The sequence below is a fragment of the Caballeronia sp. S22 genome (genome assembly GCF_964261745.1).
Classification (GTDB): domain Bacteria; phylum Pseudomonadota; class Gammaproteobacteria; order Burkholderiales; family Burkholderiaceae; genus Caballeronia; species Caballeronia jiangsuensis.
Map to the genome: position 1 here is coordinate 2,942,698 of NZ_OZ180035.1, position 21,683 is coordinate 2,964,380.

Sequence of the window (21,683 nt, forward strand, 5' to 3'; positions counted from 1 at the left end):
GGGCGGCATTTCCGAGGAAATGCCGCCCGCATCATTCAAAGGGCGCGAACTCTGCCCGCATCCCGCGGACCGTTGCGGCGAACGCGCCGTCGCACCGGATCAGGGATAGAGACCGCGCATCTCGCGCGCCTGCAGAATCCGCGTACACGCGACGATGAACGCCGCCGTGCGCACCGACACTTTGTGCTCGCTCGCGACCTGCCACACGCCGGCGAACGCTTCGCGCATCACGCGTTCGAGACGCTGATTGATCTCGTCCTCGGTCCAGAAGAAGCTCGAGAAGTCCTGCACCCATTCGAAATACGAAACCGTCACGCCGCCCGCGTTCGCGATGACGTCCGGAATCACGAGCACGCCCTTGTCGGTCAGGATGTCGTCCGCCGCGGTCGTGGTCGGGCCGTTCGCGCCTTCGACGACGATCTTCGTGCGAATCTTCGACGCGTTCTTCTCGGTGATCTGGTTTTCCAGCGCGGCCGGAATCAGGATGTCGCTTTCGATCATCCAGAACTCTTCGGCCTGCACGGGATCCGCGCCCGCGAAGCCGCCGACGCCGCCGTTCTTCGCGACGTGATCGAGCAGCGCGACCGCATCGATGCCCTTCGAGTTGTGAATCGTGCCCGTGTGATCCTGCACGGCGATCACGCGCGCGCCCGCTTCCTGGAACAGCTTGGCCGCGATGCCGCCCACGTTGCCGAAGCCCTGCACCGCGATGCGCGCGCCTTCGATATCCATGCCGATGCGCCGCGCCGCCTCCGTGCCGACGACGAACACGCCGCGGCCCGTCGCCTCCTTGCGGCCGAGCGAGCCGCCGAGCGAGATCGGCTTGCCGGTCACGACGCCCGTCGCCGTCTGGCCCTGGTTCATGGAGTACGTGTCCATCATCCACGCCATGATCTGCTCGTTCGTGTTCACGTCCGGCGCGGGAATGTCCGTGTTCGGCCCGATGATGATGCCGATCTCGCTGGTGTACCGGCGCGTTACGCGCTCGAGCTCGCCGCGCGACAGCGTGCGCGGATCGACGCGGATACCGCCCTTCGCGCCGCCGTACGGCACGTTCACGGCCGCGTTCTTCACCGACATCCACGCGGACAGCGCCATCACTTCGGAGAGCGTCACGTCCTGGTGATAACGCACGCCGCCCTTGCCCGGGCCGCGCGACGTGTTGTGCTGCACGCGATAGCCTTCGAAGTGCGCGACGGTGCCGTTATCGAGTTCGATCGGGCAATCGACGATGAGAATGCGCTTCGGGCGCTTGAGGGTTTCGAGCCAGCGCGAGAGAGAACCGAGATACGGGGCGACGCGATCGACCTGGCGAAGATAGTTTCCCCAGGGACCGAGATCATCGGCATGGAGATACGACGGGATAGCGTGTTTTGCGTCCGGCGCTTGCACAGGTTGCTTCGAGGCAGACATTGATGCTCCAGCGGTGAAGGAATGGGCTCATTGTCGAAAAACGCCGTTTCCAAATCCAATGCCGTTTCCTTATCCCATCATGCAATTTATGCATAACGTCGCTGAGCCTTATGCGGCGGGCTTCCCGGGCGATGCCTTCAACAGTTCCTCACCGACCGCATCCCATAGCGCGCGCATCAACGCCTGTCGCGGCTCCTCGCCTTGGGCTGCGAGCTTGTCGCGATAGAGGCGGATTTCCATCGTCAGCGTGAACTGGCCGGCGGGCGTGCCGCGCGTGCCGCGATCGAGGCGGATGAGCCGCCCTTCTTCGAGAGCATCTTCCACGGCGCTGTGCGGCAGGAACGCGACGCCGTGCCCGGCGAGCGCCATCGCCTTGAGGCCTTCGGCCATGTCGGTTTCATAGACCTTGTCGAGATAGAGCCGCGTGGGCGCGGTCGCGATGATGACTTCGGTCATGCGTCCGAGATACGCATTAGGCGTGTACGACAGATAAGGAACCGGGGATTCGGCGGTCGCGGGCAGCGCGAAGCGCGCGCGTCCGCCCTTGGTGACCGCGGAGAACGGACTGATCGGTTCGGCGCCAAGCGTGAGCATGTCGTAGCGCGCGGGATCGAGCGCGACCGGATGGCTTGGATGGTGATACCCCATCACGAGATCGCAGCCGCCTTCGACGAGCGACAGCACCGCATCGTGAACGTTGAGCGCGCGCAGGCGCGTGCGGATGCGCCCGAGCCGCGCCTCGATATGTTCGAGCCAGCGCGGAAAGTACGTGAGCGAAAGCGTGTGCGGCACAGCGAACTCGATGGTCGCCGAGGGCACACCGCCCTGTCCGCGCAGCAGCGTGCGCGCTTCGTGGAACTGCGAGAGCATCGCGAGCGCCTGCTCGTAGAACACGTTGCCGGCTTGTGTGAGCCGCGTCGGATACACCGACCGGTCGATGAGCTCCGTGCCGAGCCACGCCTCCAGCGCCTGGATGCGCCGCGAGAATGCGGGCTGCGTGATGTGTCGAAGCTCGGCCGAGCGGCTAAAGCTGCGCGTCTCCGCTAGCGAAACGAAGTCTTCCAGCCATTTCAGTTCCATGCGATTTCGAGCGCGAGGCGCGTGTTCGGCGAAGAACGCATTCTAGCGGGCGCATGAACCGCGCGAAGGCGTGGCGCACCATTCGTATGCGGTTGCGCACGTACGCGGTGCCGTCGAGTTTCCTGGCGAGCCGTGCCGATAAGACCGCACGCCTGAACGCATCCGCGCCCACATTCGCTCGACCGCGATGCGTCGTTTAAACATGCATCTCATTGGCATGATGTTTGCAGTTTCTGGCGCCGTCGCGTGCTCATCCGACAGCACGCACGTACACGGAACTCCGCAATGTCCAATCTGATCGCGTCGCTCAGGAGCGGCAACTGGCGCTCGCTGCTCGCCTGCTTCCTTTACTTCGATACGGGTTTCACCGTCTGGGTGCTGTACGGACCGCTCGCGCCGTTCATCGGCCGCGACGTGACGATGTCCGCCGCGCAACAAGGCTTTCTCGTCGCGGTGCCGGTGCTGGCCGCGGCGATCCTGCGCGTGACGCTCGGCAATCTTTATCAGTCGACCGACGGAAGGCGCGTCGCGCTGATGGGCGTCGTGCTCTCGTCGATTCCGTCGATCGTGCTGCCGCTTCTGCCCGGCGTGCCGTCGTATGCGTTGCTGCTCGTGCTCGGCGTGTTCCTCGGCATGGGCGGCGCGAGCTTCGCCGTCGCGTTGCCGATGGCCGGCAGCAACTATCCGCCGAAGGTGCAAGGGCTCGTGCTGGGTCTCGCCGCCGCGGGCAACATCGGCGCGGTGCTCGATGGCTTCCTGTTCCCGCATCTCGCCGATGCCTTCGGCTGGCAGATGTCGACCGCCGCCGCGCTGCCGCTGCTCGCGATCACGGCGGTCGCACTTTTCGCATGGGCCTCCGATGCCGGTCAGAAAGCCGGCAGCACGATGCGCGCGCTGGGGAGCTTCGTGGTGACGCTCGTCAGCCTGATCGTGCTGGTGCTCGCGGTGAACGGCGGCGTGTTTGGCGGCGGCAGGACCGGCGTGCTGCTATTGCCGGTGATCGGCGCGCTGATCGCGATCGCGGTGCTGCCGCGACACTATCGGTCGGTGCTCCGCGAGCGCGACACGTGGGTCATCATGCTGATCTACAGCATCACGTTCGGTGGCTTCGTCGGCATGTCGTCGTATGTGACGCTGCTGCTCACGTCGCTTTATCAGATGCCCAAGCTCGAAGCGGGACTTTTCATGTCGCTGCTCGCGTTTCTCGGCGCGATCGTGCGGCCCTTCGGCGGCTATCTCGCGGATCGCGTGACCGGCGTGCGCGCGCTGCTCGTGCTGCTTGCGGCCATCGCGATCGGCGATTTCGCGTTCGCGATCTGGATGCCGCCCGTAGCAGGCGGTCTCGCGATTCTGATCTGCCTGTACATCGCGTTCGGTCTCGGCAACGGCTCGACGTTCCAGCTCGTGCCGCATCGGTGGAAGGGCAAGACGGGACTGCTGTCGGGGATCGTCGGTGCGGCGGGCGGCATCGGCGGGTTTTATCTGCCGGTGGTCATGGGCATCGCGAAAGAAAGCACGGGCAGCTATCAGATGGGCTTCGCGACCTTCGGCGTGCTCGCGACCTGCGCGTTCGGCGCGTTGTTCCTGCTGCGTGGGCAGTGGCTGCGGTGGTCGTCCACTGCATCGCAGGCGCATGATGGCATCGCGATCGGAGGCGCTCACGCGATGGAGTGAGGCTGCGGATTATGGCCGGCGGTCGCCGTCGAGCGCCGGCCAGCGTGCGAACGCGAAAGCCCACAACATGGCCAAGTTGAGCACTGGAATAAGACCTGCGAGAATCCACCAGCCCGAATGGCCTGTGCGTTGAATGATCCTCACCTAAGGGTAGATCGTGACGATCGCAATCACGATGACAATCATCCAATGATATATGCTGAGACTTCCCATTTCTGCCTCTAGTTGCTTTTTGTTATCTGACGAAACTACCGTGCCGGAGTAGCGCGTTACCGAGCCATTTAACAAGCTATCCTTATTAAATGACGCCAGAGAGTATAACTACTCGGCTAATGCAAGGCTGCGTAAGTCGGTGCCAAACCTCTCAGTTCATTCCACTTTTAGGAATTCTCTTCGTCAAACCCCCGCCGTATCCCGCTGATCCACCACCGACTCTTCCGCCCGCTGCTGCTGCAACGCCCACATCTGCGCAAACAGCCCGCCAGCACGCAGCAACTCGGCATGCGTCCCCCGCTCCACGATACGCCCGTGATCCATCACGATGATCTGCTGCGCATGCACGACCGTCGATAGCCGATGCGCGATGATGAGCGTCGTCCTCTCGCGCGCGATCGAATCGAGTTCGCGCTGAATCGCGCGTTCGGACTTCGAATCGAGCGCCGACGTCGCTTCGTCGAAAATCAAAATCGGCGGGTCCTTCAAAAGCGTGCGCGCGATCGCGACGCGCTGCTTCTCGCCGCCCGAGAGCTTAAGCCCCCGCTCGCCGACAGGCGTGTCATAACCCGCCGGCAGCGTCTCGATGAACTCGTGGATATGCGCCGCGCGCGCCGCCGCGATCACTTCGTCGCGGCTCGCGGAAGGACGCCCGTACGCGATGTTGTAGTAGATCGAATCGTTGAAGAGCACGGTGTCCTGCGGCACGATGCCGATCGCCGCGCGCAACGAATCCTGCGTCACGTCGCGAATGTCCTGTCCGTCGATCCTGATGCCGCCGCCCTGCGCGCGATCGAGATCGTAGAAGCGGAACAGCAAGCGCCCGAGCGTCGACTTGCCCGATCCGCTGTGTCCGACCACGGCCGTCGTCGTGCCTGCCGGAATCGTGAAGTCGACGTCATGCAGAATCGGCCGCGCCTTCTCGTACGCGAAGCTGACGCTCTCGAAATGCACTTCGCCGCCGCGCACGGCGAGCGGCTGCGCGTTCGGCGCATCGGGGACTTCGCGGCCCGCGCCGAGCAGCGTGAACATGCGGTCCATGTCGGTCAGCGCCTGCTTCAGCTCGCGATACACGACGCCGAGAAAATTCAGCGGGATATAAAGCTGCAACATGAACGTGTTGATGAGCACGAGGTCGCCGAGCGTGAGACGTCCCGCCATCACGCCCTGCGTCGCGCGCCACAGAATGAACACGAGGCCGAGGCCGATGATCATCTGCTGGCCGAAGTTGAGCATCGACAGCGAGCGCTGCGACTTGATCGCGGCCGCGCGATAGCGCTGCAGGTTCTCATCGTAACGACGCGTTTCCCACTCTTCGTTGCCGAAGTACTTCACGGTCTCGTAGTTGAGCAGCGAATCGATCGCGCGCGAGTTCGCCTTCGAATCGAGATCGTTCATCGTGCGGCGAAAATGCGTGCGCCACTCGGTGACCTTCACCGTGAACACGATATACGTGGCGAGCGCGGCAAGCGTGACGATCGCGTAATACGCCTCGTACTTCGTCACGAAGAACGCGAGCACGAGACCGACTTCGACGAGCGTCGGCAGGATGCTGTAGAGCGAATACGAAACGAGTTGCTGGATGCCGCGCGTGCCGCGTTCGATATCGCGCGACATGCCGCCCGTCTGCCGCTCCAGATGAAAACGCAGCGACAGCGAATGCAGATGCCGGAACACTTGCAGCGCGAGTTGCCGCACGGCGCTCTCGGTGACCTTTGCAAAAAGCAGTTCGCGAAGCTCGGTGAAGAGCGAGGTCGAAAGCCGCGCGCCCGCATAAGCGATCACCAGCAACCCGATTCCGCCGATCAGCACGATGCCCGGCGCGTCGTCCGCGCGTCCGAGCGCGGTGAGATGCTGCACTGAAGCGAGGCTATCGACGATGCGCTTCATGACGATCGGCACGCCGAGGTTCGCGACCTTCGCGCCGATCAGGCACGTCAGCGCGAACGCGACCCGCCATTTGTACGTGGTGAGGTAAGGCAGCAGCGAGCGAATCGTCTGCCAGTCGTTGCGCGGACCCTGGGCCATCGGGCCGGGCTCGCTGCTGGAATAGCGGCGCATGAGTCGTATCGTGTGAACGCGTCGCTTGGGCGCGGCGTGGGGACGCTGTTATCGGCGAAACGGGCGCACGTCTCTCGCATGCTTTCCCGTACAATTTACTGCAAGCCCCGGCGTAATCGAGGTTTCCGCTCGCGCGCGGTGGGCTTATTCATAAATATGCATTGTCGCAGAAGGTTCAAGGGGCCGCTCGCGCCCGCCAGCCTTCCCGCCGCATTGCAAACCGGAACGCCTTCCATGACCGACCAATCCAGTCTTCCCGAAAAGCACGTCGCGCTGCGCGTCGTGCCGCAGCCCGCCGACGCCAATGTCCACGGCGACGTCTTCGGCGGATGGATCATGGCGCAGGTGGACATCGCCGGCTCCATTCCGGCGAGCCGCCGCGCGAACGGCCGCGTCGCGACCGTCGCGGTAAATTCGTTCCTGTTCAAGCATCCGGTGTTCGTCGGCGACCTGCTGAGCTTCTACGCCGATATCGTCAAGACCGGCAATACGTCGGTCACGGTGTCGGTCGAGGTCTGGGCGCAGCGCATGAACCTCGCCGAAGAAGTCGTCAAGGTCACGGAAGCGACGCTCACGTACGTCGCGACCGACCGCGATCGCCGTCCGCGCGTGCTGCCGTCGCGCGACTAGACACGCGACGCGATCAGTGGGGCAGCACGCCCTGCCGCAGCAAGCCCGGAATCGCTTCGTGCGGCATCGGGCGCGAGAACAGGTAGCCCTGCATTTCGTCGCAATCGCGCTCGCGCAGGAAGTCGTGCTGCGCGTGCGTTTCGACGCCTTCCGCGATCACCTGCAATTCCAGCGAATGCGCGAGCGCGATGATCGCCGACGTGATCGTTTCGTCATCGCCCGACGAGCCGATATCCGCCACGAACGAGCGATCGATCTTCAAACGATGCACCGGAAAGCGCTTGAGATACGACAGGCTCGAATATCCGGTGCCGAAGTCGTCGATCGCAATGCCGATGCCGAGCGCCGATAACTCCGAGAGCATCGTGATCGCTTCCTCGGCGTTGCGCATGATCGCGCTTTCCGTGAGTTCGAGTTCGAGATAGCGCGGTTCCAGTCCGGTCTCTTCGAGCACGGATGTCACGAGCCGCGCGATGTCGCGTTGCTGAAAATGCCGCGCCGACAGATTCACCGACACGCGCGCCGGCGGCAGACCGGCATCCTGCCACGCCTTGTTCTGCCGGCATGCTTCGCGCAACACCCACTCCGACAGCGGCCCGATCAACCCGCTTTCTTCCGCCACCGGAATGAACGACGCCGGCGACACGAGCCCCTGCTCCGGATCGCTCCAGCGCACAAGCGCCTCGATGCCGACGATCGATCGCGTCGTCATGTCCACCTGCGGCTGATAGTGCAGCAGGAACTCGCCATCGCGCAGCGCGCGTCGCAATCGGCGTTCGAGATTCATGCGCGCGCCGACGCTCGCGTTCATCTCCGGCTGATAGAACTGATACGTGTTGCGGCCCATGTCCTTCGCGCGATACATCGCGAGGTCGGCCTTCTTCATCACGGTTTCGGCATCGTCGCCATCTTGCGGATAGAGACTCGCGCCCATGCTGCAGCCGACGTAAAGCTCGGTGTCGTCGAGCCATACCGGCTCCGAAATCGCCGCGCGCGTGCGCTCCATCCATGCGATCAGACCGGCTTCGTCGGTGAGATCGGGCAGCACGACCACGAACTCGTCGCCGCCGTGACGCGCGACCGTATCGCTCGATCGCGCCGAACGCGCGAGCCGCTCCGCGATCACCGCGAGCAGGCGGTCGCCGACGCTGTGACCCAGACTGTCGTTGACGTTCTTGAAGCCATCGAGATCCATGAAGACTACGGCGATCTTCGTCTCGCGCCGCCGCGCCGTCTCGATCGCGTGCTGCAAGCGGTCGCGCAGCAGATTGCGGTTCGGCAGGCGCGTGAGCGTATCGTAATTTGCCTGATATTCGAGCTCTTCCTGATAGCGCATCAGATCGGTCACGTCGTTGATGATGCCGATGTGATGCGTCGTCATGCCCTGCGCGTCCGGCACCGGCGCGACAAAGAGCTGATTCCAGAAGAGCGCGCCGTCCTTGCGATAGTTGCGCACCACGACGCTCGCCTCCATGTTCACGGCGAGCGCGCGGCGGATCGCGGTGAGTCCGTCCTGATCGCCGTCCGGGCCGTGCAGGAAGCGGCAGTCCTGGCCGATCACCTCGCTCGGGTCGTAGCCCGTGATGCGCTTGAACGCCGGATTCGCGTACTCGATCACGTTCGCGCCGTTCACGACGCCCGTGATGAGAATCGCGTTCACGCTCGCGTCGAGCGCGCGGCTTTGCAGGCGCAGCGCGAGTTCGGCGCGCTTGTGATCGGTGACATCGTGATACGAGCCGAGCACGCCGATCGTCTGCCCTTCGCCGTCGAGCAAAGGCAGCTTGCTCGTGACCACGGTGCGCAATTGCTCGCCCATCACGATGTCGCGCTCGTAATGCATCTTCGGCACCGTCGTGACGATGACTTCCTCGTCGTCCGCGCGCACGATGTCGGCGAGCGCGCTCCACGGCAGGTCGAAATCCGTCTTGCCGATGACCTGCTCGTTGTAGGCGAGACCCGCATCGCGCGCGAACGCGTTGTTGCAGCCGAGATAGCGCAAGTCGCGGTCTTTCCAGAAGACGCGCTGCGGAATGTTGTCGATGACAGCTTCGAGCATCTCGTTCGATCTTCTCGCCTCGGCTTCCGCGTTGATGCGGTCGGTCACGTCGTTCGCCAGCATGAAGATGCCCGGACGATTCGAATACGTGAGCGAGTGATGCGACACATCCGCGCCGACGATCGCGCCGTCCTTGCGCCGATAGCGCCACACGCCCGCCGATCCCTGCCCCGAGGCGGCACGCTCGCCGCTCTCGCCGACGCTGCGCGCGAGCCGTGCGGCGAAGCTGTCGAAGTCGTCCGCATGGTGCAGATCGCGCAGCGTCATGTTCATGAACTCCGGCTCGTTGAAACCGAAGTGTTCGATCGCAGCCTGATTCACGGCGACGAAGCGCATCGTCTCGCGATCGACGATCCACATCGGCACGGGATGCGCCTCGAACATGCCGCGAAAGCGTTCGTTGCTGCGCTGTCTCGCGCGCACGACGCCGAGTTTTTCGCGCGACTGCCGCTCGTGGCTCGCGAACAGATAGATCAGCACCGCGCTGCCGGCGAGCATCGTGAACACGAGCAGCAGCATCGCGCCGCTCGATGCCTGCGCGGACTGATCGAGCGCGATGATCGTCGCGTTATCGATGCGCGAGCGCACGAAGTCGAGTTCATCATCGACGCTCTGCTGATCTTCGCCGAGCGTGACGAACGCGGCGTCGGCCCACGCACGGGATTCGTCGGGCGCGGCGCGTTTCGCGCGCTCGAACGCGAGACCGGCGTCGCGGCGCATTTCGGCGGCGCGCGCGGCGAGCGCATCGAAGGCGCCCGTCATGCCCGGCTCCATCGCGATCTGCGCGCGCAGTCCGCTTTCGAGCGCGTCGAGATGGGCTTCGCGCTCCTGATGGCGTGCGTCGGTTTCGGCGATGCCGGTGGCTTCGAAGCGGCTCAGTTGCGTGAGCGATTCGCCAAGCGCGCCCCGCCAGGCCGCGAGATCGCGCAGGAGGCTCATCGAGCGCAGCGTGCGCGCGTCGCTTTCGCGCAGCCCGCCGATGCGCTCGCAGGCGACGAACGCATTCGCGCCGAGCGCGGCCAATACCACGGCGATATTGACGAGCAAACCTCTGGAGAGGAATCGGGTCATGAGCGGCGGGCTGAATCCTTGAGTGCGCGTCGGATGCGCATCGAGGCAACGCGCGTCCACGCGAATGCGCGGCGTGAAATGCGTACACGCCGCGATTAATGGATAACGCCCAATAACGGCACCGCTCGCCCTATATTTAGGGCTTGCCCGCAAATAATCCGATTAAAGCGCGCGCTTAACGTTTGCGCGCGCCTAGCCTTCAGTCGACCAGCCCGAATTCCTTCATCGCGGGCAGGAAATCGTGATTGACCTTGTCGGTGTTGCGCGAGAGTTTCGCAAGCGCATAACGCTGAAAGCGGTCGAGCGCGCCCCAGCGATCGAGACTCGGCGCGCTCACGCCCGACAGGCTGCTTTGCCGGATTACGGTTTCGGGCACGGCATCGGCGTGCATCCACACGGGGTCCGGATCGCGCTCGATCTTCTCGGGCGCAGCGTTCACGTGCGTCTTCATCATCTCTTCGAGCGCGAGGTCGAAGTTCTTCTCGAGTTCGGCATCGTCCTCGACGGGAAAGCGTGCGAGCAGCGCGCGATCGTCGTAAGGAAGCTGCTGCCATTGATCGAGCGTGATGCGCTTGCCGAAGCGATCGAGATTGAAGCGCACCGCAAGCGGAATGAAGCGCAGATTGTCAGAGGATTCGACTTCGAATCCGAAGAGACGGGCGGCGTCGTAAAGTCCCATGGCGAAGCCTCGTTGGATTGAGCAGGGGTGCGCGACGCGCATCGCCCGCTTAAGTTATTGTAGGGCCTTGGATCTGGCTGGAACCATTGCAATCTAGCCGCTGTTCGCGTCGCGATGCGTGCGAACAGCAACGATAGGCAGCAAATCACATACCCGACTTTACTCGAAGTGAGCGGTCAGGAGCATTGAAGTGAATCAACTCGAAACCGACGACCAACCGGGCTTCGTCGAGCGTCAGGTGCGCAGGCATCGCAGGAACGAGAGCGCGATCGCAGCGGACAACGTCGGTCAGGAATGGCCCGTCGCACTCGTTTTCAACGGCATCTCGCACGCGGTGATGATGTGCACGCCGCGCGATCTCGAAGCGTTCGCCGTGGGCTTCTCGCTGACGGAAGGTATCGTCGAGCGTGGCAGCGACATTCACGACATCGAGGTCTACTTCCGCGATGACGGCGTCGCGTTGCCGCATGCCGAAGTGCATTTGCAGGTCGTGCAGCAGGCGTTCGCGTCGCTCAAGGACAAGCGCCGTGCGCTCGCCGGGCGAACGGGCTGCGGCGTGTGCGGCATCGAAAGTATCGAGTTGCTCGATCTTCAGCCCGAACAGGTGCCCGATACGGGCTTTCTCGCGCGTCTCGCGCCCGATGCGACCGAGCGCGCCGCACGCGAATTGCCCGCGCATCAGCAGTTGACGAAGCTGACAGGCGGACTGCACGCCGCCGCGTGGTGCGACGAAACCGGCGCCGTGCGCTACGCCTTCGAGGACGTCGGGCGGCACAACGCGCTCGACAAGCTCATCGGCCATCTGATCCTGCGCCGCGAGGACACGACGCAAGGCTTCGTGTTTCTTTCGAGCCGCGCGAGCTATGAACTCGTGCGCAAGTCGGCGCGCGTCGGCATTCCGATGGTCGCGACGATTTCCGCGCCGACATCCCTCGCCATCTCGATCGCGAAGCAGGCGGGCTTGCGGCTCGTCAGCTTCGCGCGCGAGAACAGCTTCGTCGAATACGACGTCGAGTGAAGCGCCTTATTCGAACTGGCTGAAGTTCGGCTTGCGTTTCTCGAAGAATGCCTGAAACGCTTCGCGTGCTTCGGGCGCGACGAGCATCCGCGCGAAGTGCGCGGCTTCGTCTTCCATGCGCGCGCTCACTTCATGCGTTTGCGCGCCCTTCATCAACGACTTGGTCACGCGTAGCGACGAGGCCGGCAGCATCGCCAGCCGCTTCGCCTTTTCGAACGCGTAGGCGTCGAGCTCGGCGGCATCGATCGCGCCGTTCACGAAGCCCATGCCGATTGCTTCGTTCACGTCGAACGCTTCGCCGAGCAGGAGCTTTTCCGCGGCGCGCTGATAACCCGCCGTGCGCGGCAGCAGCAGACTCGACGCCGCTTCGGGACACAGTCCGAGTTGCGAGAACGGCAGCGAGAACTTCGCGTTCGTGCTCGCGTAGACGATGTCGCAGTGCAGGAGCATCGTCGTGCCGATGCCCACCGCCGTCCCCGCGACCGCCGCCACGATCGGCTTCGGAAAGGCGCTGATGCGCCGCAGGAACTGGAACACGGGCGCGTCGAGGCCTTTTGGCGGATCGTTCAGAAAATCGTCGAGATCGTTGCCCGCGCTGAACGTGCTGCCCACCGCGCGAATCAGCACGGCCCGCACGGTCGGGTCCATCTCGGCTTCGTAGAGGCCGTCGGCCATTTCCTGATACATCGCCGCGGTGATCGCGTTTTTCTTCTCCGGACGATTGAGCACGATGCTCAGCACGCCGTCCGCGCGTTCGATCTGAATTTCCATCCGCTGTCTCCTTCATGTCGGTCCGCGAGCAACGACGCTCGCGGACCATTCGCGATCAAAGGCGTTCGATGATGCCCGCCGCGCCCATGCCGGTGCCGACGCACATCGTCACCATGCCGTACTTCAGGTTGCGCCGGCGCAGGCCGTGCACGACCGTCGATGCGCGGATCGCGCCCGTCGCGCCGAGCGGATGGCCGAGCGCGATCGCGCCGCCGAGCGGATTGACCTTCGACGGATCGAGACCGAGATCGCCGATCACCGCGAGCGCCTGCGCCGCGAAGGCTTCGTTCAGCTCGATCCAGTCGATGTCGTCCTGCTTGAGGCCCGCCGCCTTCAACGCGGCCGGAATCGCTTCCTTCGGCCCGATGCCCATGATCTCCGGCGGCACGCCGCGCACCGCGAAGCTCACGAAGCGCGCGAGCGGCGTGAGGTTGAACTGCTTCAGGATCTTTTCCGACACGACGATCAGCGCGCCCGCGCCGTCCGACGTCTGCGAACTGTTGCCGGCCGTGACCGAGCCCTTGTTCGCGAACACGGGACGCAGCTTCGCCAGCCCTTCCAGGTTCGTTTCGCGCGGGCCTTCGTCGAGCCTGATTTCGCGATTGTTCACGCGCACTTCACCCGATGCGAGATCCGGAAAGCGCTCGTTCAGCGTGTAGGCGGCGATTTCATCGGCGAATTCGCCCGCCTGCTGCGCGGCCAGCGCGCGGCGATGCGACTCCACCGCGAACGCGTCCTGCGCCTCGCGGCTCACCTTCCAGCGCTCCGCGACCCTCTCCGCCGTCAGGCCCATGCCGTAGGCGATGCCCACGTCTTCGTTGCGATCGAAGATATGCGGCGACAGCGACGGCTTGTTGCCCATCATCGGCACCATGCTCATCGACTCGCAGCCGCCCGCGATCATCGCCTCGGCTTCACCGACGCGAATGCGGTCCGCCGCCATCGCGAGCGCGGTCAGGCCCGATGCGCAGAAGCGGTTCACCGTCACGCCGCCGACCGTGTTCGGCAAGCCCGACAGCAGCGCGCCCATGCGCGCGACGTTCAGACCTTGCTCGGCTTCGGGAATCGCGCAGCCGACGATCGCATCTTCGATCACGCTTGTGTCGAGTCCCGGCACTTGCCCGACCGCGGATTTGATCGCATGAACGAGCAGCTCGTCGGGGCGCGTGTTTTTGAACACGCCACGCGGCGCCTTGCCGATCGGCGTGCGGCTCGCGGCGACGATGTATGCGTCTTGAAGTTGTTTGCTCATTGATTGCTCCGCGATTAGTTGCGAACCGGCTTGCCGGTCTGCAACATGCCCATGATTCGCTCTTGCGTCTTCTGCGTGCCGAGCAGTTCGACGAACGCGCGGCGTTCCAGCGCCAGCAGCCATTCTTCGTCGACGAGACTGCCCGCTTCGACGTCGCCGCCGCACACCGCTTCCGCGATGCGGCTCGCGATCAGATAGTCGTGATCGCTGATGAAGCGCCCGTCGCGCATGTTCACGAGCGACGCCTTGATCGTCGAGATCGCCGAGCGCCCCGCCACCGGCACCTGCTTCACGCGCAACGGCGGACGATAGCCCGACGCGCTCAATGCGCGCGCCTCGTTCTTCGCGATGTCGAGCAGTTCGTGCACGTTGAAGACGATCGTGTCGGACGGCTTCAGATAACCCATCGCGCGGGCATCGAACGCGGACGACGAGACTTTCGCCATCGCCGCGTTTTCGAAGGACTTCTGCAGGAACTTGAGCAGATCGGTCGTCGCATTGACCGCGCTGGCCGCTTCCGCCGCGCGCAACGCGGCTTCCTTCAGCCCGCCGCCCGCCGGCACCAGACCGACGCCCACTTCCACGAGACCTAGATAGCTCTCGACATGCGCGACGCGCTTCGCCGAATGCAGCAGCAGTTCGCAGCCGCCGCCGAGCGCGATGCCCGATACCGCCGACACCACCGGCACGTTCGCGTACTTCACGCGCAGCATGCCTTGCTGGAACTTCTTCACGAACGGATCGACGCCTTTCGCGCCGCCCATCATGAACGCCGGCATTGCTTCTTCGAGGTTCGCGCCCGCCGAGAACGGCCCGCCCGGCGCGCCGAGTTGCAGCGACGTCGGTTGCCAGATCACGACGCCGCGATACGACTTCTCGGCAAGCTCGATGGCTTGCGTGAGGCCGTCGATCACGCCCGCGCCGATCGTGTTCAGCTTCGTCTTGAACGAGACGATCACGATGTCGCCATCGTCACGATCGAGCCAGGCGCGCACGTTCTCGGTTTCGAACAGCGTCTTGCCGAAGGTCTTCGGATCGGCGCCCGTCTCACCGACGAGCGGCGCGCGGAACACCTGCTTCTCATAGACGGGCAGCGTCGAGCGCGGCTCGAAGCGCTTCGCTTTCGGCGACCACGAGCCTTCGTTCGTGTGCACGCCGTTCTTCCCGGCGACGGGACCGTCGAGCACCCACGCGGGCAGCGGCGCGTTCGAGAGCGCCTTGCCTGCATCGATGTCTTCCTGTACCCACTTCGCGATTTGCTGCCAACCTGCCGCCTGCCAGCTTTCGAACGGCCCCTGATTCCAGCCGAAGCCCCAGCGGATCGCGAGATCGACATCGCGTGCGTTGTCCGCGATCGATTCGAGATGCACCGCGATGTAGTGGAACACGTCGCGGAAAATCGCCCACAGGAACTGCGCCTGCTTGTTGTCGGTTTCGCGCAGGAGCTTGAAGCGCTCGGCGGGCGGACGCTTCAGAATGCGGCCGATGAGTTCGTCGGCCTTCGCGCCGCCATCGACATACGAAGCCGTCTTCGGGTCCAGCACCTTGATGGCGCGGCCTTCCTTGCGATAGAAACCGGCGCCCGTCTTCTGGCCGAGCGCGCCGTTCTTCACCAGTGCTTCGAGCACGGGCGGCGTCTTGTAGACGGAGAAGAACGGATCGTCGTGCAGGTTGTCCTGCATCGTCTTGATGACGTGCGCCATCGTGTCGAGACCGACGACATCCGCCGTGCGGAACGTCGCGGACTTTGCGCGGCCGAGACGCGCGCCGGTGAGGTCGTCGACTTCGTCGAAGCGCAGGCCGAACTTTTCGGCTTCCGCGATCACCGCGAGAATCGAAAAAATGCCGACGCGGTTCGCGATGAAGTTCGGCGTGTCCTTCGCGCGCACGACGCCCTTGCCGATCACGCTCGTCAGGAAGGTTTCGAGCTGGTCGAGGATTTCGGGCTTCGTGGATTCGGTCGGAATCAGCTCGACCAGATGCATGTAGCGCGGCGGATTGAAGAAGTGCACGCCGCAGAAGCGCGATTTCAGTTCATCGGAGAAGCCGTTCGACAACTCGGTGATCGACAGGCCCGACGTGTTGCTCGCGAAGATTGCTTGCGGCGCGATGTGCGGCGATACCTTCTTGTAGAGATCATGCTTCCAGTCCATGCGCTCGGCGATGGCTTCGATCACGAGGTCGCATTCGGCGAGCTTCGCGATATCGTCGTCGTAGTTGGCGGGCTCGATGTATTGGGCGTCGTCCTTGACGCCGAACGGCGCGGGCGACAGCTTCTTCAGGTTCTCGATGGCCTTCAGCGCGATGCCGTTCTTCGGGCCTTCCTTCGCGGGAAGATCGAAGAGCAGAACAGGGACGCGGGCGTTGATCAGATGCGCGGCGATCTGCGCGCCCATCACGCCCGCGCCGAGCACGGCGACTTTTTTGATGTTCAGGGTGCTCACAGGTTTGTCACTCCGGGGTTCGTGAGAGGTGGGTTGATTCGGGGGCCTTCGTTCTTCGTGGAATCCTGAGTTCGTGTCGGTCTATTTGCTCTGCCCCTCCCCGGGGCGGGGGTCACTTTCTTTGCTGCTGCAAAGAAAGTAACCAAAGAAACAGCTATCCCCAGCCTAAGCACTTCACACCGGCCGCGGCACAGGCGATTGGCTGAATGGCCCGGCTATAGCGAGTGCCCTCGCAGGTCTCGCGGGGCTTGGACCGCGCACGGTCTGATACATCGCACCACACAAGAAACTGGTTCAGCACCAAATAGCTCCGGCCCGCTTCGCGGCCGACCGGTCAATCGGGTTTGCGCACGCTTCTTTGCAAACAATGCCATCTCAATGCGCTGCACATGTGCGCCGTTGGTTTCCCTTGCATACCCAACGGCAGCGCGTAGCGCTGTGCCGATGCTCTTTCGTGCTGAGCCAGCGCGCTCAAACTACTGGCTCGTCAGACCGTGCGCGATCCAAGCCGGATGGGCCTGTGAGGGCGACACTTAGGCGAGGGCCACGGGCGGCTGGCAAGCGTGGCCAACGTGCGTGTGACCGCGGGCCTGAACGAGCTGCTTTCTTTGGTTACTTTCTTTGCAGCAGCAAAGAAAGTGACTGCCGCCCCGCACAGGGGCAGTGCCAATAGACCACCACGAATACGGGATCCGGCGGCGCACAAGCCAAAAAATCAGAAAAGCGCTTCGTCGTAATCCATCATCGGCTTAGCTCCGGCACGAGCAGCACGAATCGTCGAAGCGGTCTCAGGCAGCAGCTTGGCAAAGTAAAACCGCGCAGTGCCGAGCTTGGCCTTGTAGAAGGCATCGTCGGAAGCGGCATTGTCCAGAGCAACCCGCGCCATCCGCGCCCAGAAATACGAAAACACCAGATGCCCGACAGTACGCAAATAAGGCACGGCCGCAGCGCCGACCTCATCAGGATTCTGCATGGCCTTCATGCCGATCTCCATCGTGAGCTTCTGCACCTTGTCGCCGATATCGGCAAGCGGATTGATGAACTCCTGCATCTCCGGCTTCACGCCTTCCTGCTCGACAAAATCAGCAACGAGCTTGCCGAAGCGCTTCAGCTTCGCGCCCATATCGCCGAGAATCTTGCGGCCCAGCAGATCGAGCGCCTGAATGGAATTCGTGCCCTCGTAGATCATGTTGATGCGCGCATCGCGGACGTGCTGCTCCATGCCCCATTCGGAGATGAAGCCGTGGCCGCCGTAGATCTGCATCGCCATATTGGTGCCTTCGAACGCGTTGTCCGTCAGGAAGGCCTTGATGACCGGCGTGAGCAGCGCGACGAAATCGGCGGCCTCCTGACGCACGGATTCATCCGCGTGCGAGAGTTCCTTGTCGATATTGAGCGCCGCCCAGTACGTGAACGCGCGGCCCGCTTCGGCATAGGCCTTCTGCGTGAGCAACATGCGGCGCACGTCCGGATGCACGATGATCGGATCGGCAGCCTTCTCCGGCGCCTTCGGGCCGGTGAGCGAGCGCATCTGCAGACGCTCTTTCGCATACACGAGCGAGTTCTGATACGCGACTTCGGTCAGGCCGAGTCCCTGCATCCCGACGCCCAGACGCGCCGCGTTCATCATCACGAACATCGCATTCAAGCCCTTGTTCGCCTCACCGACGAGCCAGCCCGTGGCGCCATCGAGATTCATCACGCAGGTCGCGTTGCCGTGGATGCCCATCTTGTGCTCGATCGAGCCGCACTTGATGCCGTTGCGTTCACCGATCGCACCGTTTGCATCGGGGACGAACTTAGGCACGATGAAAAGCGAGATGCCCTTCGTTCCCATCGGCGCGCCCGGCAGACGCGCGAGCACCAGATGGACGATGTTCTCGGCCATGTCGTGCTCGCCGCTCGAAATGAAGATCTTCGTGCCGGTGAGCGCGTACGAACCGTCGGAATTCGGCTCGGCTTTCGTGCGCAGGATGCCGAGGTCCGTTCCGCAATGCGGCTCGGTCAGGCACATCGTGCCGGTCCACTCGCCCGAAACGAGTTTCGAAAGATAGGTCGACTTCTGCTCCGGCGTGCCGTGCGCATGCAGACACTCGTACGCGCCGTGCGAGAGGCCGGGATACATCGTCCAGGCCTGATTCGCCGAATTGAGCATTTCATACAGCGCGTTGTTCACGAACGCAGGCAAACCCTGGCCGCCGTACTCGGGATCGCACCCGAGCGCGGGCCAGCCCGCATCGATGTACTGGCGGTACGCCTCTTTGAAGCCGGCCGGCGTCTTGACGACGCCATCGCCGGCGTAGGTGCAGCCTTCGCGGTCGCCGCTCTGGTTGAGCGGAAACACGACTTCGGAGCAGAACTTCCCGGCTTCCTCGAGCACCTGATTGATGGTGTCGGCGTCGAGGTCGGCATGCTTCGGCATGCTCTTCAATTCGGCTTCGACGTTCAGCACTTCGTGCAGCACGAACTGCATGTCGCGAAGGGGGGCGGCGTACTGTCCCATGAATCTCTCCAGTTTCTTCAAGCGTCTGGTTGCGCGCCGCCGAACCACCTTCGATTCGACGGCGCCGCTAACGGCTGTCGGTGTGTTGCGATGTCAGGTTCGTCGCCGCATTCGCAGTCGGTTGAGGGATGGCCGTTGCGGATCCCGCATTCGACGTCTGATACGACACGATCGTCTTGTCCAGCGCGTCCCGCGTCAGTTGCACGGCTTCCGGAAGATGCAGGAAGCGCGCATCGTGATGCAGGCCGAGTGTGAAGCTGTACAGCTCGAACAGCATCAGATGCGGATCCGTCTCCGCCTTCAGATGCCCTTCGTCCTTCGATTGGCGGATCGCGCGCAACAGCGCCTCGCGCCACATGCTCACGCTGTGCACGAGCTGCTCGCGCACGGCGCTCGCGGCGCGGTCGTCATACTCCACCGCTCCGCTGATATAGATGCAACCCGTGGTCACTTCCTGGATGCGCTTCTCCATCCAGCGATTCATCATCGCGCGCAATCGCGGCAGGCCGCGCGCTTCGCGCAGGCTCGGAAAGAACACTTCATCTTCGAAGCGCCGGTGGTACTCGCGCACCACCTCCACCTGCAAATCCTCTCGCGACCCGAAATGCGCAAACACACCGCTCTTGCTCATTTGCATCCGCTCGGCCAACAGGCCGATCGTCAGCCCTTCCAGCCCGTCCCGACTTGCCAACTCCAGCGCTGCGTCGAGAATCGCGGCCCGCGTCTGTTCGCCTTTTCGCATGATGTCCCTACCGTTCTTATGTGACCCGTAAAATCGAACGGCCGTTCTATTATTATGGCCGAACGCTGGTGATACAAGCAGATTTTTAGATACGCGTTTCTAAAACGCTAGGACATGTCTATAGGATAAATCTCAACGATGTCCGAGCCCATTGTCGCGTTTTATGTACGGACTGCCTGTAAGTGACTGCCCGAGTTCCCGATTCGTGGGAACCTTTCTCCAATGATGCCTGCTGACCAGTATTTTTACGCAATCGATGCGAAATAGCAGGTTAATCGTACTGACCGATGGTGATCATTTTCATCATCACGCGGTAAGTGTTGTAGGCCAGCCAATTAAGCGCTCGCTCCGTAACAGGCCGCGATGCATAGTGTTTTTCATCGATCGGGCGGCCTTCATCAAATGCCTGAAGAATGGCGTCGTGTAATCCGCCGATTTCGGGATGATTCACGAGCACCATGTTGGCCTCGTTGTTGAGCACGAGCGAAAGCGCATCGAGGTTCGATGAGCCGATGGTCGCCCAGTCCGCATCGACGACCGCGACCTTGCCGTGAAGCATCGTCTTCTCGTATTCCGCGATCCTCACGCCGTGTTTCAGCAGGTTGCCGTAGAGAAACGGCGTCGCGTAGTCCAATGCTACGAATTCCTTACGACCGATAACCAGCGACACGCGCACGCCGCGCCCGGCCGCATTGACCAGCGCGCGCCGCAACCTGCGCCCCGGCATGAAGTAAGGATTCGCGAGCAACACTTCGCTCTCTGCGTGTGCGATTGCACGAAGATACGCCTTTTCGATCGCGCGCCGATTGAGCAGGTTATCGCGCGCGACGAACGCAACGCACGGCTGGTCGACCGCGTGGATTTCACCGAGCCGCGCGCGCCGGCGCGCCAGCATCGCGCGGCGGGCGTTCCATCGGCCAGGCGCGCGTGCGCTTTCGCTTTCCTGTTGCTCACAGGCCGGCTGTGTCGGCTGTCGCGGTTTCACGCCCAGTCGAATCCGCTGCCATTGCAGGTCGAAGGCTTCGCGCACGTCCTTGACGACGGGGCCTTGCGCCTCCATCGCGAAATCCCAGCGCGGCCGTTCGAGACGCGTGCCGTTCTGATCGTAGTCATCGACGATATTGATGCCGCCGCAAAACGCGTACGTTTCATCGATCAGCGCGAGCTTGCGATGCGTGCGCGAGAAGCCGAGCGGCCCGAACAGCAGATGCGGGTTGTAGATGCGATGATCGACGCCGCGCTCCCGCCAGAGCTTGAACATCGGCAGATTGCTTTCCGTGCCGATGCCATCCGTGATCACACGCACCTTCAGGCCGCGTTCGGCCGCGCGCACGAGCGCATCGGAGACGGCGCGGCCGATATCGTCGTTGGCGAAGATGTAGGTTTCGAGCGACACCGATTTGCGCGCGTTGTCGATCCGCTCGATCAGCGCCGGGAAAAAATGCACGCCGCCCTTGAAGAGCCGCACGTGATTGCCGGACGTGAAGCAAAAGCGCGGCGGGCGGCGGCCCGAGAACAGCGCCTGGCGCAACCGCTTGAAACTGCGCCGCGGACGCAGTCCGATCATCGGCTATGCGCCGCGAGGCGCTCGGGCAATTGCAGGATGGCTTCCCGGTTCGACCACGAGAAGCATCGGTCGGCAGCCTCGCGAAACGGCAGCCACAAGTGTGCGGTGTGTTCGCGCGGCGCGAGTGTCACTTCGAGACAATGTGGCACGAGCAGGCTGAACTGATGTTCGGTGTTGCGCGTGATGCCTTCCGCGTAGCGATGCCGCCATTGCGGATAGATCTCGTATTCGATGCTGTGATGCCAGTCGAGCAGCGCGTTCTCGGGCACGAGCGCGCTGCCGATCACGATGCCCGTCTCTTCCTGCACCTCGCGCGCCGCGGTCTCGACGAACGGTTCGTCGATGCGATCCTTCGAGCCCGTCACCGATTGCCAGAAGCCCTTGTGATCCACGCGTTCGATGATGAGCACATCGAGCTCCGGCGTATGAATGACGACCAGCACGGATTCGGGGATTTTGGGCGGCTTCTGCATGTGTTGGTGAACGCGCGTTTCATTGTTTGTCTGTGC

Annotated in this window: 15 protein-coding genes; 3 read left to right on the forward strand and 12 right to left on the reverse strand. The window is 63.2% G+C overall.

What is annotated here, in order from left to right:
* Positions 1–99: 99 nt before the first annotated feature.
* Positions 100–1,413 (reverse strand): Glu/Leu/Phe/Val dehydrogenase, encoded by a 1,314-nt coding sequence (locus ACEN42_RS13825; RefSeq protein ID WP_035497661.1) that lies wholly within the window; start codon positions 1,411–1,413, stop codon positions 100–102.
* Between the two features lie 108 nt (positions 1,414–1,521).
* Entirely contained in the window at positions 1,522–2,493 is a 972-nt protein-coding gene (locus tag ACEN42_RS13830; RefSeq protein ID WP_371880222.1) for a LysR family transcriptional regulator, read from the reverse strand.
* A gap of 285 nt (positions 2,494–2,778) precedes the next feature.
* Here ACEN42_RS13830 and ACEN42_RS13835 point away from each other — a divergent pair, with 285 nt between their 5' ends.
* The gene (locus tag ACEN42_RS13835) at positions 2,779–4,167 is read left to right on the forward strand and encodes an MFS transporter (RefSeq protein ID WP_371880223.1); all 1,389 of its coding nucleotides are present in this window, start codon (positions 2,779–2,781) and stop codon (positions 4,165–4,167) included.
* 396 nt (positions 4,168–4,563) lie between these two features.
* On the opposite strand, the gene ACEN42_RS13840 is transcribed toward ACEN42_RS13835, so the two are convergent.
* Positions 4,564–6,441 carry an ABC transporter ATP-binding protein/permease gene (locus ACEN42_RS13840; RefSeq protein WP_371880224.1) on the reverse strand — a complete coding sequence of 626 codons (1,878 nt, stop codon included), beginning with the start codon at positions 6,439–6,441 and terminating at the stop codon, positions 4,564–4,566.
* A gap of 234 nt (positions 6,442–6,675) precedes the next feature.
* On the opposite strand from ACEN42_RS13840, the gene ACEN42_RS13845 reads away from it, so the two are divergent.
* Entirely contained in the window at positions 6,676–7,071 is a 396-nt protein-coding gene (locus ACEN42_RS13845; RefSeq protein ID WP_187607483.1) for an acyl-CoA thioesterase, read from the forward strand.
* A gap of 13 nt (positions 7,072–7,084) precedes the next feature.
* Here the strand turns inward: ACEN42_RS13845 and ACEN42_RS13850 are convergent, their stop codons facing one another.
* Positions 7,085–10,198, reverse strand: a complete 3,114-nt coding sequence (locus tag ACEN42_RS13850; protein ID WP_371880225.1) for an EAL domain-containing protein — start codon at positions 10,196–10,198, stop codon at positions 7,085–7,087.
* Positions 10,199–10,397: 199 nt separating this feature from the next.
* A complete protein-coding gene (locus tag ACEN42_RS13855; protein WP_238209721.1) occupies positions 10,398–10,877 on the reverse strand; it encodes a nitrate reductase associated protein in 480 nt (159 codons plus the stop codon).
* A 190-nt stretch (positions 10,878–11,067) separates the two neighbouring features.
* Here ACEN42_RS13855 and fdhD point away from each other — a divergent pair, with 190 nt between their 5' ends.
* Positions 11,068–11,895: a formate dehydrogenase accessory sulfurtransferase FdhD gene (gene fdhD, locus ACEN42_RS13860; RefSeq protein WP_035497652.1), complete on the forward strand. Its 828-nt coding sequence runs from the start codon at positions 11,068–11,070 to the stop codon at positions 11,893–11,895.
* A gap of 6 nt (positions 11,896–11,901) precedes the next feature.
* Here fdhD and ACEN42_RS13865 read toward each other — a convergent pair whose 3' ends face one another.
* From ACEN42_RS13865 to nudB, 7 genes are all read right to left on the reverse strand, one after another.
* On the reverse strand, positions 11,902–12,666 hold the full coding sequence (locus ACEN42_RS13865; RefSeq protein ID WP_371880226.1) for an enoyl-CoA hydratase: 765 nt from the start codon (positions 12,664–12,666) through the stop codon (positions 11,902–11,904).
* A gap of 55 nt (positions 12,667–12,721) precedes the next feature.
* Positions 12,722–13,918, reverse strand: coding sequence for an acetyl-CoA C-acyltransferase (locus ACEN42_RS13870; RefSeq protein ID WP_371880227.1), 1,197 nt, complete (start codon positions 13,916–13,918; stop codon positions 12,722–12,724).
* 14 nt (positions 13,919–13,932) lie between these two features.
* Entirely contained in the window at positions 13,933–16,362 is a 2,430-nt protein-coding gene (locus ACEN42_RS13875) for a 3-hydroxyacyl-CoA dehydrogenase/enoyl-CoA hydratase family protein (protein ID WP_371880228.1), read from the reverse strand.
* A gap of 715 nt (positions 16,363–17,077) precedes the next feature.
* Positions 17,078–18,865 (reverse strand): acyl-CoA dehydrogenase C-terminal domain-containing protein, encoded by a 1,788-nt coding sequence (locus ACEN42_RS13880; protein WP_371880229.1) that lies wholly within the window; start codon positions 18,863–18,865, stop codon positions 17,078–17,080.
* Between the two features lie 67 nt (positions 18,866–18,932).
* On the reverse strand, positions 18,933–19,607 hold the full coding sequence (locus ACEN42_RS13885) for a TetR/AcrR family transcriptional regulator (RefSeq protein ID WP_371880230.1): 675 nt from the start codon (positions 19,605–19,607) through the stop codon (positions 18,933–18,935).
* Positions 19,608–19,878: 271 nt separating this feature from the next.
* Positions 19,879–21,174 carry a phosphatidylserine/phosphatidylglycerophosphate/cardiolipin synthase family protein gene (locus ACEN42_RS13890; RefSeq protein WP_371880231.1) on the reverse strand — a complete coding sequence of 432 codons (1,296 nt, stop codon included), beginning with the start codon at positions 21,172–21,174 and terminating at the stop codon, positions 19,879–19,881.
* Positions 21,171–21,647 carry a dihydroneopterin triphosphate diphosphatase gene (gene nudB, locus ACEN42_RS13895; RefSeq protein ID WP_187607473.1) on the reverse strand — a complete coding sequence of 159 codons (477 nt, stop codon included), beginning with the start codon at positions 21,645–21,647 and terminating at the stop codon, positions 21,171–21,173. The genes ACEN42_RS13890 and nudB overlap by 4 nt, the downstream gene beginning before the upstream one ends.
* Positions 21,648–21,683: the final 36 nt, after the last annotated feature.

Bases quoted from the DNA above. Each gene is read 5' to 3' on its own strand.
- ACEN42_RS13825 (WP_035497661.1), bottom strand. From the start codon at position 1,413: ATGTCTGCCTCGAAGCAACCTGTGCAAGCGCCGGACGCAAAACACGCT.
- ACEN42_RS13870 (WP_371880227.1), bottom strand. From the start codon at position 13,918: ATGAGCAAACAACTTCAAGACGCATACATCGTCGCCGCGAGCCGCACG.
- ACEN42_RS13830 (WP_371880222.1), bottom strand. From the start codon at position 2,493: ATGGAACTGAAATGGCTGGAAGACTTCGTTTCGCTAGCGGAGACGCGC.
- ACEN42_RS13835 (WP_371880223.1), top strand. From the start codon at position 2,779: ATGTCCAATCTGATCGCGTCGCTCAGGAGCGGCAACTGGCGCTCGCTG.
- ACEN42_RS13865 (WP_371880226.1), bottom strand. From the start codon at position 12,666: ATGGAAATTCAGATCGAACGCGCGGACGGCGTGCTGAGCATCGTGCTC.
- nudB (WP_187607473.1), bottom strand. From the start codon at position 21,647: ATGCAGAAGCCGCCCAAAATCCCCGAATCCGTGCTGGTCGTCATTCAT.
- ACEN42_RS13850 (WP_371880225.1), bottom strand. From the start codon at position 10,198: ATGACCCGATTCCTCTCCAGAGGTTTGCTCGTCAATATCGCCGTGGTA.
- ACEN42_RS13845 (WP_187607483.1), top strand. From the start codon at position 6,676: ATGACCGACCAATCCAGTCTTCCCGAAAAGCACGTCGCGCTGCGCGTC.
- ACEN42_RS13840 (WP_371880224.1), bottom strand. From the start codon at position 6,441: ATGCGCCGCTATTCCAGCAGCGAGCCCGGCCCGATGGCCCAGGGTCCG.
- ACEN42_RS13885 (WP_371880230.1), bottom strand. From the start codon at position 19,607: ATGCGAAAAGGCGAACAGACGCGGGCCGCGATTCTCGACGCAGCGCTG.
- ACEN42_RS13890 (WP_371880231.1), bottom strand. From the start codon at position 21,174: ATGATCGGACTGCGTCCGCGGCGCAGTTTCAAGCGGTTGCGCCAGGCG.
- ACEN42_RS13880 (WP_371880229.1), bottom strand. From the start codon at position 18,865: ATGGGACAGTACGCCGCCCCCCTTCGCGACATGCAGTTCGTGCTGCAC.
- ACEN42_RS13855 (WP_238209721.1), bottom strand. From the start codon at position 10,877: ATGGGACTTTACGACGCCGCCCGTCTCTTCGGATTCGAAGTCGAATCC.